Source organism: Vibrio sp. V19_P1S1T109, assembly GCF_002241375.1.
Taxonomy (GTDB): domain Bacteria; phylum Pseudomonadota; class Gammaproteobacteria; order Enterobacterales; family Vibrionaceae; genus Vibrio; species Vibrio anguillarum.
The window spans coordinates 1-13,498 of record NZ_NDIM01000249.1 but is presented as its reverse complement, the minus strand read 5'-3'; the positions used below and the strand labels follow the sequence as shown (position 1 = coordinate 13,498).

Sequence of the window (13,498 nt, the reverse complement as noted above, 5' to 3'; positions counted from 1 at the left end):
ACCCGATCATGAGGGCATGGTCATGCTAAAAAAACTAAAACGCACACAAGAGCAATGGGGCGGTTACAGTGACGTTATTGATCACTGGTTAAACACGCGACAAACCTTAATTGTAGAGTATTGCAAATTAGCCGCGCTGCAACCTTGCGCCGCCAAAACGAATATTAACGGGCTTCCCTCGCCAGAAGAGCTGCAACGTTTTTGCCAGCAACTGGTGGATTATATTTCCGAAGGTCACTTCAAAATCTACGATATGGTGATGGATAGGTGGCGTGCAACTGGCTTTGAAGCCACCGATGAAATTAATCAAACTTATGGAAAAATTATTGTTACTACGGAGCCGTTACTCAATTTTACAGATAAATACGCGGCAGTGAGTGATGAGGATGATCTCGAAAACTTTGACAACGACCTTTCGCTAATTGGTGAAATTATTGAGGTGCGTTTTGGAGTGGAAGATAGTTTGATTCAACTTATCGCGGACAGCTTGGCTATCCCTCCTGGTGCTTAATATTGAATATTTTGCTGTAATCATTCGCGTAGATTGATTAAGCGCAACGAAAAAGGCACCCGAAGGTGCCTTTTTTAATCAGCGCTGAGATTACTCTTCAGAAGAGAAACCTGCGTTTAGCAGTGCCGCTAGGTTATCTGTCGCTTGTTCAGCAGACGGGCCTTTTAGCTGTGCCGCACGTTTAGCTTGACGCTCTTGGTGGTAAGCGAAACCTGTACCCGCTGGGATCAAACGACCAACGATTACGTTTTCTTTCAGACCGCGAAGATCATCACGTTTACCAGAAACAGCCGCTTCTGTTAGTACGCGAGTTGTCTCTTGGAACGATGCCGCAGAGATGAACGATTCAGTCGCTAGAGATGCTTTAGTAATACCTAGTAGCTCACGCTCGAAACGAGCAGGCTGTTTGCCTTCGGCTTCTAGGTTACGGTTTGCAACTTTCACTTGTGAGTATTCAACTTGCTCACCCGCTAGGAACTCAGAGTCGCCAGCATGAGTAATCGTACACTTACGTAGCATTTGACGAACGATAGTTTCAATGTGTTTATCGTTAATCTTAACGCCTTGCAGACGGTAAACTTCTTGAACTTCGTTAGCGATGTAAGACGTTACAGCATGGATACCACGTAAACGTAGGATATCGTGCGGAGTCTCAGGACCATCAGCAATAACGTCACCACGTTCAATCTTCTCACCTTCAAACACGTTAAGTTGACGATGCTTAGGAATCATTTCTTCATAAGTTTCGTCACCCTCACGAGTGATGATTAGACGACGTTTACCTTTGGTTTCTTTACCAAAGCTCACAGTACCTGTGTGCTCAGCAAGAATCGCAGGCTCTTTTGGTCGACGAGCTTCAAACAAGTCAGCTACGCGAGGTAGACCACCCGTGATGTCTCGGTTACCGCCAGATTTTTGTGGAATACGCGCTAATGTGTCACCAATACCAACTTCAGCACCATCTTCGATGTTGACGATCGCTTTACCCGGTAAGAAGTATTGAGCTGGCATATCAGTACCAGGGATCATGACATCTTTACCTTTCGCATCAACAAGTTTGATAGCTGGACGCATATCTTTACCTGCTGCTGGACGAGCGGCAGCTTCGGTTACTTCGCTTGAAGATAGACCCGTTAGGTCATCTGTTTGGCGAGAAACCGTTACACCATCAATCATATCAACGAATTGGATGCGACCGGCCACTTCAGTGATGATTGGCATGGTGTGCGCTTCCCAGTTAGCCACTGTTTGACCAGCTTCAACCGCGTCGTTATCACCTTTACTCAACACAGAGCCGTAAGGCAGTTTGTGTTTTTCTTTCGTGCGACCAAATTCGTCAATGATAGTCAGCTCTGATGCACGAGATGTGATAACCAGCTTCTTATCTTTGTTGATAACGAACTTAGCGTTGTGAAGTTTCACAGAACCTTTGTTCTTCGCTTGGATGCTGTTCTCTGCCGCAGCAGTAGAAGCCGCACCACCGATGTGGAACGTACGCATCGTTAACTGTGTACCCGGCTCACCGATAGATTGAGCAGCAATAACACCAACTGCCTCACCTTGGTTTACTAGGTGACCACGAGCAAGGTCACGACCGTAACATAGCGCACAACAGCCGAAGTCCGCATCACAGGTTACCACTGAGCGTACTTTCATATTATCGACAGAGTTCTCATCGATAATCTGACACCACTTCTCATCAATCAGAGTATTACGTGGAATAAGTACTTCTTCAGTGCCTGGCTTCATCACATCCTCAGCCACAACACGACCAAGAGCCAGTTCAGTTAAAGAAACTTTAACATCACCACCCTCGATATGAGGCATCATGTCGACACCTTCTTGAGTGCCACAGTCATGCTCTGTCACCACAACGTCTTGTGCAACGTCTACTAAACGACGAGTCAGGTAACCTGAGTTCGCTGTTTTAAGTGCAGTATCGGCTAGACCCTTACGTGCACCGTGGGTAGAGATAAAGTACTGTAGTACGTTCAGGCCTTCTTTAAAGTTTGCTGTGATAGGCGTTTCGATGATTGAACCATCTGGACGCGCCATCAGACCACGCATACCTGCAAGCTGACGAATCTGAGCAGCAGAACCACGAGCACCCGAGTCAGCCATCATATAGATGCTGTTAAACGATTCTTGTTGTTCTTCTACGCCATCACGGTTGATCACAGTTTCAGAAGATAGGTTATCCATCATCGCTTTCGCAACACGGTCGTTGGTAGACGCCCAGATATCGATAACTTTGTTGTAACGCTCACCCGCCGTAACAAGACCTGATTGGAACTGTTCTTGGATTTCACGTACTTCTTCTTCAGCTTCAGCAATTTCAGTGTATTTTGCTGCTGGTACAACCATGTCGTCGATACCAACTGACACGCCTGACAGTGCTGCATAAGCAAAACCGGTGTACATGATTTGGTCAGCAAATACGACCGTATCTTTCAAACCAAGCTTACGATACGCTTCGTTTAATAGATTTGAGATCTGTTTCTTACCAAGCTTCTGGTTTACGATGCTGTATGGCAGGCCTTTAGGCACGATTTGCCATAGCATGGCACGACCGACAGTCGTATCGACCATCTTAGTCTCAGTTGTGCTGTAACCATCTTCATCAACAACGGTTTCAGTAATACGTACTTTAACGCGTGCGTGTAGCGCCGCTGTCTTAGTACGGTATGCCTTCTCAGCCTCTTTAGGGCCAGCCAGGTACATACCTTCACCTTGCGCGTTGATTTTTTCGCGAGTCATGTAGTACAGACCCAAGACCACGTCCTGTGAAGGTACGATGATAGGGTCGCCCGATGCTGGCGACAGAATGTTGTTCGTCGACATCATCAGTGTACGAGCTTCAAGCTGTGCTTCTAAAGTTAGAGGCACGTGAACCGCCATTTGGTCACCATCGAAGTCCGCGTTATACGCCGCACACACAAGTGGGTGCAGTTGAATCGCTTTACCTTCAATCAGTACAGGTTCGAACGCTTGAATACCAAGACGGTGCAGTGTTGGTGCACGGTTTAGTAGTACTGGGTGTTCACGAATCACTTCGTCTAGGATATCCCAAACAACCGCTTCTTCACGCTCAACCATTTTCTTAGCTGCTTTGATCGTCGTGGCCATGCCGCGAGTTTCTAACTTGCTGTAGATAAATGGTTTAAATAGCTCAAGTGCCATCTTCTTAGGAAGACCACACTGGTGCAGACGTAAATATGGACCTACTGTGATTACAGAACGGCCTGAGTAGTCTACACGTTTACCAAGTAGGTTCTGACGGAAACGACCTTGTTTACCCTTGATCATATCAGCAAGAGATTTCAGAGGACGCTTGTTAGAACCTGTGATCGCACGACCGCGACGACCGTTATCAAGTAGCGCATCAACAGACTCTTGCAGCATACGCTTTTCGTTGCGTACGATGATGTCCGGAGCTGCTAGCTCTAGAAGACGCTTCAAACGGTTGTTACGGTTGATCACACGGCGGTACAAATCGTTCAGATCAGATGTCGCAAAACGACCGCCATCTAGTGGTACTAGAGGACGTAGATCTGGCGGAAGTACCGGAAGCACAGTCAGGATCATCCACTCAGGGTTATTACCTGAGCTGATAAACGCTTCAACAAGCTTCAGACGCTTAGTCAGTTTTTTGCGTTTAGTTTCAGAGTTAGTGGTTTGTAACTCCTCACGCATCATCTCTGTTTCAGCGACAAGATCCATTGAACCCAATAGGTCTTTGATCGCTTCTGCGCCCATCTTCGCCGTGAACTCATCGCCCCACTCTTCTAGACGGTCAAGATACTCTTCTTCAGTAAGCATCTGACTCTTTTCTAGATCCGTCATACCCGGCTCTGTTACTACATACATTTCGAAGTAAAGAACACGTTCGATATCACGTAGAGGGATATCCATTAGCAGACCGATACGAGACGGTAGCGATTTTAGGAACCAGATGTGAGCAACCGGTGATGCAAGCTCGATGTGGCCCATACGGTCACGACGAACTTTAGTTTGTGTAACTTCAACGCCACATTTTTCACAGATCACGCCACGGTGTTTCAGACGCTTATATTTACCACAAAGACATTCGTAGTCTTTGACTGGACCAAAAATACGCGCACAGAACAGACCATCACGTTCAGGCTTGAACGTACGATAGTTGATCGTTTCAGGTTTTTTAACTTCACCAAAAGACCATGAACGAATCATGTCAGGTGAAGATAGACCGATTTTGATTGCATCAAATTCTTCGGTCTTATGCTGTGCTTTTAGAAAGTTTAATAAGTCTTTCACAATCAGCTCCTGTAAGGAGTTAAAAGGCGCTCGGCGAGCGCCTTTCTACCAGGATAATCCAGAGGGTTTACCGCCAAGATTACTCTTCGTCTTCTAGCTCGATGTTGATACCTAGCGAGCGGATCTCTTTCAGCAATACGTTGAAAGACTCTGGCATGCCAGGTTCCATGCTATGGTTACCATCAACGATGTTCTTATACATCTTCGTACGACCGTTAACGTCATCTGACTTAACAGTAAGCATTTCTTGTAGTGTATATGCAGCACCGTATGCTTCTAGTGCCCACACTTCCATCTCACCGAAACGCTGACCACCGAACTGAGCTTTACCACCAAGTGGTTGCTGAGTTACTAGGCTGTACGAACCTGTTGAACGAGCGTGCATCTTGTCATCAACAAGGTGGTTCAGTTTGAGCATGTACATGTAACCGACAGTTACAGGACGCTCGAATGCATCACCAGTACGACCATCAAACAGTGTTAGCTGACCAGAAGTTGGTAGGTCGGCTAGGCTTAATAGTTCTTTGATTGATGCTTCTGACGCACCATCAAATACTGGAGTTGCAATCGGTAAACCACCACGAAGGTTGTTCACAAGAGTACGAACATCACCATCAGACAGAGCAGCAATATCTACTTTCTGACGCGTATCGCCAAGATCATAAACCTTCTGTAAGAACTCACGCTGCTTAGACAGCTCTTGTTGTTCTTTAACCATTTGGTTGATCTTGTCACCAATACCTTTCGCAGCCAGACCTAAGTGAACTTCAAGGATCTGACCGATGTTCATACGTGACGGTACACCTAGTGGGTTTAATACGATATCAACCGGCTGACCGTTTTCATCGTAAGGCATGTCTTCAACAGGGTTGATCTTAGAGATTACACCCTTGTTACCGTGACGACCTGCCATCTTATCACCAGGCTGGATACGACGTTTCACCGCTAGGTAAACTTTAACAATCTTCAGAACGCCAGGCGCTAGATCATCACCTTGAGTGATTTTGCGACGTTTCGCTTCGAACTTCTTATCGAAGTCAGCTTTTAGCTCATCCCACTGCTCAGCAAGCTGTTCAAGTTGAGATTGTAGCTCGTCGTTTTCTAGTGTTTGCTCTAGCCATTTCTTACGATCGATCGCATCAAGCTTCGCTTCAGAATAGCCACCATTGATCAGTACAGCTTTCACACGTGCTAGTAGACCACCTTCAAGAATTTGGAACTCTTCAGTAAGGTCTTTCTTCGCTTCTTTTAGCTGCATGTGTTCAATTTCAAGCGCACGCTTGTCTTTCTCTACGCCATCGCGAGTGAAAACTTGAACATCGATAATGGTACCTGAAACAGAGTTTGGTACACGCAGTGACGTATCTTTAACATCAGAGGCTTTTTCACCGAAGATTGCACGTAGTAGCTTCTCTTCTGGAGTTAGCTGAGTTTCGCCTTTCGGCGTTACTTTACCAACTAGGATGTCACCACCCTTAACTTCAGCACCAATGTAAACGATACCTGACTCGTCTAGTTTAGACAGAGCCGATTCACCTACGTTTGGAATATCCGCTGTGATCTCTTCAGAGCCCAGCTTAGTATCACGAGCCACACAAGAAAGTTCTTGGATGTGGATAGTCGTGAAACGGTCTTCTTGAACGACGCGCTCAGATACTAAGATCGAGTCTTCGAAGTTATAACCATTCCAAGGCATGAATGCGATACGCATGTTTTGGCCAAGCGCTAGCTCACCAAGGTCTGTTGAAGGACCATCAGCAAGAACATCACCGCGAGCTACAGGTTCACCTGGCATCACAGTAGGACGTTGGTTAATACATGTGTTTTGGTTCGAACGTGTGTATTTAGTTAGGTTGTAGATGTCGATACCCGCTTCACCAGATACAAGTTCATCTTCATTAACTTTAACTACGATACGAGACGCATCAACTGACTGCACCATACCGCCACGTTTGGCAACGGCAGTTACACCAGAGTCAACCGCTACATTACGTTCGATACCAGTACCAACCAACGGCTTCTCAGCGCGTAACGTTGGAACCGCTTGACGTTGCATGTTCGCACCCATCAATGCACGGTTCGCATCATCGTGTTCTAGGAACGGGATAAGCGAAGCTGCGATTGATACGACCTGGTTGGTCGCAACGTCCATGTAGTCAACATGTTCACGAGGGTGAAGACCAGATTCACCTTTTTGACGAGCTGTGATCAGCTCATCTGCAAACGTACCTTCTTCAGTCAGAATGGCGTTTGCCTGCGCGATAACAAATTGACCTTCTTGGATAGCTGACAAGTAATCAACTTCATCAGTCACCACACCATCAACAACACGACGGTACGGAGTTTCTAGGAAACCGTATTCGTTACAACGTGCAAATGCTGACAATGAGTTAATCAGACCGATGTTCGGACCTTCTGGCGTTTCGATCGGACATAGACGACCGTAGTGAGTTACGTGTACGTCACGTACCTCAAAGCCAGCACGCTCACGAGTTAGACCGCCAGGACCCAATGCAGAAATACGACGTTTGTGCGTCACTTCTGAAAGTGGGTTGTTCTGGTCCATAAACTGAGAAAGCTGTGAAGAACCGAAGAATTCTTTAACGGCCGCAGAGATAGGCTTCGCATTGATCAAATCTTGAGGCATGATCGCATCAAGATCGCCAAGGCTTAAGCGCTCTTTCACTGCACGTTCAACACGCACAAGACCTACGCGGAATTGGTTTTCAGCCATTTCACCAACAGAGCGAATACGACGGTTGCCAAGGTGGTCGATATCGTCCACTTCGCCAATGCCGTTACGAATGGCGATCAACTTCTTCATCACTTCGATGATATCAGTTTCGTCAAGCGTACCAAGCTCGCCGGCATCTTCACGCTCAATTGAGCTGTTGAACTTCATACGGCCTACTGTTGATAGGTCATAGCGTTCTTCTGAGAAGAATAGGCTTTCAAACAGCGATTCGGCTGCTTCTTTTGTTGGTGGCTCGCCAGGGCGCATCATGCGGTAGATTTCTACTAGCGCAGAAATACGATCAACCGTACTGTCGATGCGGAGCGTCTCAGACACAAATGGACCATGATCAAGATCGTTCGTAAATAGAACTTCAAGTTTCTTATAGCCCGCTTGTGAAAGATTCGCTAATGCTTCCAAGCTAATTTCTTGGTTTGCGCTAACGATGACTTCACCAGTTGCTTCATTGACATAATCTTTAGAAGCGACTTTACCAACGATGTACTCAACGGGTACTTCGATAAAATCAACGTTATCTTTTTCTAGTTGACGAATATGACGAGCCGTTACACGACGACCTTTTTCGACATAAACGGTACCATTTGCTTCAATATCAAATGACGCTGTTTCGCCACGCAGGCGCTCAGGTACCAACTCCATAAGAAGAGTTTGGTCTTTGACTTCAAACTTCACTTTTTCGAAGAACAGATCCAAGATCTCTTCTGTCGATTTACCAAGTGCACGAAGAATGATCGATGCAGGCAGTTTACGACGACGGTCAATACGCACGTATAGGTTATCTTTTGGATCAAACTCAAAATCTAACCATGAACCACGGTAAGGGATAATACGTGCGTTATAAAGAACTTTACCTGATGAGTGAGTTTTACCCTTATCGCTGTCGAAGAATACGCCTGGGCTTCGGTGCAGCTGGGATACGATAACCCTCTCAGTACCATTAATTACGAAGGTACCATTGTCTGTCATGAGTGGAATTTCACCCATGTAGACTTCTTGTTCTTTAATATCTTTTACAGTACCTGCTGGCGCGTCTTTATCAAAGATCACTAGGCGTAGTTTTACGCGTAGTGGCTTAGAATAAGTTACACCACGAATTTGACATTCTTTAACGTCAAAAACTGGCTCACCAAGACGATAGCTAACGTATTGCAGCTCAGAATTGCCGTTATAGCTCTGAATAGGAAATACAGAACGAAAAGCAGCCTCAAGACCGTATTGTCCTTCAGGATCCTGTTCGATAAACTTGTCGAACGAATCGAGCTGGATCGATAGCAGGTATGGAATGTCCAACACTTGTGGACGAGTACCAAAGTCCTTACGGATGCGCTTTTTCTCGGTATAAGAGTAAACCATGGGGTTCCTCAGCTCGCTGATAAGTGACCCAAACTGCCCACCAATTATTCAAAAATAAAGGGTCATAGGACAGTGACTAACAGCTGTTTACTGTAGTAACACAACATCACTCAAAAATGATAGTTTGTGTGCTTTTGCACGAGTATAAGCGTCTAAACAGCGGGAAAATTCACCCATACCCTACAGCGCAAAAAGGCCGGTGGTCAATAAACCACCAGCCATTAGCCTTGCGGCTAAGAAATTAAGTAATAATTACTTAACTTCAACAGTCGCACCAGCTTCTTCTAGCTCTTTCTTAAGTGCGTCAGCTTCTGCTTGAGAAACTGCTTCTTTAATTGCAGCTGGAGCGCCGTCAACTAGAGCTTTAGCTTCTTTAAGACCTAGGCCAGTTGCGCCACGTACTGCTTTGATTACAGATACTTTGTTTGCGCCAGCAGCAGTTAGGATTACGTCGAATTCAGTTTGCTCTTCAACAGCTGCTGCTGCTGGGCCGCCTGCAACTACTGCAGCTGCAGCAGAAACACCGAACTTCTCTTCCATAGCAGAGATAAGTTCAACAACTTGCATTACAGACATTTCTGCAACTGCATCTAGGATTTGCTCGTTAGTAATAGACATAACAATTCTCTTTTAAGTCAACAATAAGTTTATTTAGCAAACAATAAAAAGCAATGCGAATTACGCAGCTTCTTTTTGATCGCGGACAGCAGCGATAGTACGTACCAGCTTGCCAGCAGAAGCTTCTTTCATGCACATCATTAGGCGTGCGATTGCTTCGTCGTAAGTTGGTAGTGTCGCTAGTAGTTCAGCGTCAGTTAATGCGCCTTCAAATGCAGCTGCTTTGATTTCAAAGTGCTTGTTCTCTCTAGCGAAGTCTTTAAAAAGACGCGCTGCAGCACCTGGATGCTCGTTAGAGAATGCGATCAAAGTAGGACCTACGAATACGTCTTGTAGACATTCGTAAGCTGTGCCTTCCACTGCGCGACGTGCTAGAGTATTACGAACAACTCTCATGTAAACACCCGCTTCACGAGCTTGTTTACGTAGAGAAGTCATCGCGCCTACTTGAACGCCACGAGAGTCAGCAACAACTGCAGAAAGTGCACCACTGGCCGCTTCGTTGACTTCAGCAACAATTGCTTGTTTGTCTTGAAGGTTTAAAGCCATCTTGGATTTACTCCTGGTTGTCGTTACACCACTCACTATTATCACAACAGTGAGAGTTATTTCGGTGCAGTCCCAGAAGAAAGTTTATCTATTCAAAAAATAAATTATGCTTTCTGTCAGTTCGGGCACCATCTACGTAGGTACGATTAAGTCATTTATCAAACAGACAAATAACGCCTACGGTCTTGGACGGAGACTGGGTCATAGTTCTAAGAACTAAAATCAGCCCCAACCACAAATATTAGGCGCAGAATTATACACAAATTCCACACCTAATCAAATGTATTATTACGCTTGAGCGTTTAGCGTGTTCTGATCAACAGCAACACCAGCACCCATCGTAGTAGAAATGCTTACTTTCTTCAGGTAAGTACCCTTAGCAGAAGAAGGTTTCGCTTTCTTAAGTGCAACTAGAAGAGCCTCTAAGTTCTCTTGAAGTTGGTTAGTTTCGAAAGAAACTTTACCGATAGTTGTGTGGATGATGCCGTTTTTGTCGTTACGGTAACGAACCTGACCTGCTTTAGCGTTCTTAACCGCTTCAGCAACGTTAGGAGTTACAGTACCAACTTTAGGGTTTGGCATTAGACCGCGAGGACCAAGAATGGTACCTAATTGACCTACAACGCGCATTGCATCTGGAGAAGCAACAACAACGTCAAAGTTCATTTCGCCTTTCTTCACTAGCTCAGCTAGATCTTCCATACCCACTAAATCTGCACCAGCAGCTTTAGCCGCTTCAGCGTTTGCACCTTGAGTGAACACTGCAACACGTACTTCACGACCAGTACCGTGTGGCAGAACAGTTGCACCACGTACGTTTTGGTCAGATTTACGAGCATCAATGCCAAGGTTCACAGCAACGTCTACAGACTCAACGAATTTAGCCGTTGCAAGTTCTTTAAGAAGAGCTACAGCTTCGTTGATTTCGTATTCTTTAGTTGCGTCAACTTTCTCACGGATAGTGCGCATACGCTTAGTTAGTTTTGCCATGATATTAACCCTCTACCACTAAGCCCATTGAACGAGCAGTACCCGCAATAGAACGTTTCATCGCTTCAATGTCAGCACCAGTCATATCAGCCGCTTTCGCTTCTGCAATTTCTTGGATTTGAGCATCAGTAACCGTACCCACTTTTTCAGTGTTTGGACGGCCTGAACCAGACTTGATGCCTGCAGCTTTCTTCAGAAGAACAGCCGCTGGAGCAGTCTTAGTTACGAACGTGAAAGAACGGTCGCTGTATACAGTGATAACAACTGGAGTAGGCAAGCCTTTCTCCATTGATTCTGTTCTTGCGTTGAACGCTTTACAGAATTCCATGATGTTAACGCCACGTTGACCTAGTGCAGGACCAACTGGTGGACTTGGGTTCGCCATACCAGATGCGACTTGCAACTTGATATAAGCTTCAACTTTCTTAGCCATGATATTTCCTAAATGTGGGTACAAACGCCAATCAGCTGATCAGCTCCCCGGTTACTTTGTCATAAAGACGTGTAAATAAGGCGCGAAATTATAATCACATTTCACGCCCTTAACAACCCTAAAAGGTGTTTTTTTAATCAAGCTTATCGACTTGGCCAAACTCAAGTTCAACAGGAGTTGCACGACCAAAGATAGATACTGACACTTTAATGCGGCTCTTCTCGTAATCCACTTCTTCAACGGTGCCGTTGAAATCAGCAAATGGACCTTCATTAACACGAACCACTTCACCTGCTTCAAACATCGTCTTAGGACGCGGAGCTTCGCTCGCTTTCTCTAGACGATTAAGAATCGCATCGGCTTCTTTGTCAGTGATAGGTGCAGGACGATCGGAGGTTCCACCAATGAAACCCATTACACGAGGAACACTACGAACTAAGTGCCAGGACTCATCATTCATGAGCATCTGTACCAATACATAGCCTGGGAAGAACTTGCGCTCACTTTTACGGCGTTGACCTGCACGCATTTCAACAACTTCTTCGGTTGGAACAAGAACTTCACCGAAGAATTCTTCCATTGCGTGCATCTTGATATGCTCACGCAGCGATTGCGCTACGCGACCTTCAAATCCAGAGAAGGCTTGAACTACATACCAGCGTTTTTTAGGAGCTTCACTCATGTATTAAACCCTCTATACCCCAGTCACGAAAGCGACAAGACGAACCATAATGCCGTCGATGCCCCAAAGTGCTAGAGCCATTACGATACTTACAGCTAAAACGATTAATGTTGTTTGCATGGTTTCTTGACGTGTCGGCCATACCACTTTGCGAACTTCCATACGAGATTCACGCGCAAACGCAATCGCCGCTTTTCCTTTTGTGGTTGTCGCAGCAACACCGAGTGCTGCAATAATCAGCGCAACCACACCTGCAGCGCGAAGCACTACAGACATTTCACCATACAGGTAATTACCCACAACAGCGGCAGCTAACAGAGCAAAAGTGACAATCCACTTAAATGTGTCTGCTGCACTTGAGCTATCAGGAATTTCAGCATTGTTTGCTTTCATAAACCAACCTGTTACAAGTCTTAACATAGACGACAACAACCCCGCTGTTGCAGGGCAAATCCATAGCACAGGTAAAGCTACCTATACATACTCATCAAGATAGAAATGTCTCTATCTTAAATCCTTTGCACTGGCTTTATCGACCAACAAATCGACAACGGCCAAATTTAGTGCAGAAAAAGGGCATCAAATGATGCCCTTTTTGGTAGTCGTTAGTCAAATACTATTCGTATTTAAACGGCTAAATCAGCAATTAAGCGATAACTTTAGCAACAACACCAGCACCTACTGTACGACCACCTTCACGGATCGCGAAACGTAGACCTTCATCCATCGCGATTGGAGCGATTAGCTCTACAACCATTTGGATGTTGTCACCTGGCATTACCATCTCTACGCCTTCTGGTAGAGAGATATCGCCTGTTACGTCCGTTGTACGGAAGTAGAACTGTGGACGGTAGCCTTTGAAGAACGGAGTATGACGGCCGCCTTCATCTTTAGACAATACGTACACTTCTGACTCGAACTTAGTGTGTGGAGTGATTGAACCTGGTTTCGCTAGTACTTGACCACGTTCTACTTCATCACGCTTAGTACCACGTAGAAGTGCACCAACGTTCTCACCTGCACGACCTTCGTCAAGCAGCTTACGGAACATCTCAACACCTGTACAAGTCGTTGTGATTGTGTCTTTGATACCAATGATCGCAACTTCGTCACCTACACGTAGGATACCGCGCTCGATACGGCCAGTTACTACTGTACCACGACCTTGGATTGAGAATACGTCTTCGATTGGTAGTAGGAATGCTTGGTCTACTGCACGCTCAGGCTCTGGAATGTAAGTGTCTAGCGCTTCAGCAAGTTCAATGATTTTCGCTTCCCACTGCTCTTCGCCGTTTAGTGCGCCTAGTGCAGAAC

10 protein-coding genes are annotated in these 13,498 nt (G+C 45.7%); 1 reads left to right on the top strand and 9 read right to left on the bottom strand.

The genetic code is table 11. The features are described from left to right. The first annotated feature begins 16 nt into the window (after nt 1-16). On the top strand, nt 17-511 hold the full coding sequence (locus tag B9J87_RS12455; protein ID WP_017046697.1) for an Rsd/AlgQ family anti-sigma factor: 495 nt from the start codon (nt 17-19) through the stop codon (nt 509-511). Nucleotides 512-601: 90 nt separating this feature from the next. On the opposite strand, the gene rpoC is transcribed toward B9J87_RS12455, so the two are convergent. The 9 genes from rpoC to B9J87_RS12410 all read right to left on the bottom strand — a co-directional run. Continuing rightward, on the bottom strand, nt 602-4,804 hold the full coding sequence (rpoC, locus tag B9J87_RS12450) for a DNA-directed RNA polymerase subunit beta' (protein ID WP_013857949.1): 4,203 nt from the start codon (nt 4,802-4,804) through the stop codon (nt 602-604). 79 nt (nt 4,805-4,883) lie between these two features. Beyond that, nucleotides 4,884-8,912, bottom strand: coding sequence for a DNA-directed RNA polymerase subunit beta (rpoB, locus tag B9J87_RS12445; protein ID WP_010318961.1), 4,029 nt, complete (start codon nt 8,910-8,912; stop codon nt 4,884-4,886). Nucleotides 8,913-9,164: 252 nt separating this feature from the next. Further along, nucleotides 9,165-9,530 (bottom strand): 50S ribosomal protein L7/L12, encoded by a 366-nt coding sequence (gene rplL / locus B9J87_RS12440; RefSeq protein WP_010318962.1) that lies wholly within the window; start codon nt 9,528-9,530, stop codon nt 9,165-9,167. A 60-nt stretch (nt 9,531-9,590) separates the two neighbouring features. After that, nucleotides 9,591-10,079 carry a 50S ribosomal protein L10 gene (gene rplJ / locus B9J87_RS12435; protein WP_026027617.1) on the bottom strand — a complete coding sequence of 163 codons (489 nt, stop codon included), beginning with the start codon at nt 10,077-10,079 and terminating at the stop codon, nt 9,591-9,593. A 288-nt stretch (nt 10,080-10,367) separates the two neighbouring features. Next, on the bottom strand, nt 10,368-11,069 hold the full coding sequence (gene rplA, locus B9J87_RS12430; RefSeq protein ID WP_013857952.1) for a 50S ribosomal protein L1: 702 nt from the start codon (nt 11,067-11,069) through the stop codon (nt 10,368-10,370). A gap of 4 nt (nt 11,070-11,073) precedes the next feature. Continuing rightward, nucleotides 11,074-11,502, bottom strand: a complete 429-nt coding sequence (gene rplK, locus B9J87_RS12425) for a 50S ribosomal protein L11 (RefSeq protein WP_010318965.1) — start codon at nt 11,500-11,502, stop codon at nt 11,074-11,076. A gap of 133 nt (nt 11,503-11,635) precedes the next feature. Continuing rightward, nucleotides 11,636-12,184 (bottom strand): transcription termination/antitermination protein NusG, encoded by a 549-nt coding sequence (nusG, locus tag B9J87_RS12420; RefSeq protein WP_013857954.1) that lies wholly within the window; start codon nt 12,182-12,184, stop codon nt 11,636-11,638. A 12-nt stretch (nt 12,185-12,196) separates the two neighbouring features. Beyond that, on the bottom strand, nt 12,197-12,577 hold the full coding sequence (gene secE, locus B9J87_RS12415) for a preprotein translocase subunit SecE (RefSeq protein ID WP_026027616.1): 381 nt from the start codon (nt 12,575-12,577) through the stop codon (nt 12,197-12,199). Nucleotides 12,578-12,830: 253 nt separating this feature from the next. Next, nucleotides 12,831-13,498 (bottom strand): EF-Tu/IF-2/RF-3 family GTPase (locus tag B9J87_RS12410; RefSeq protein WP_254917082.1); only part of this gene is annotated, 668 nt, incomplete at its 5' end.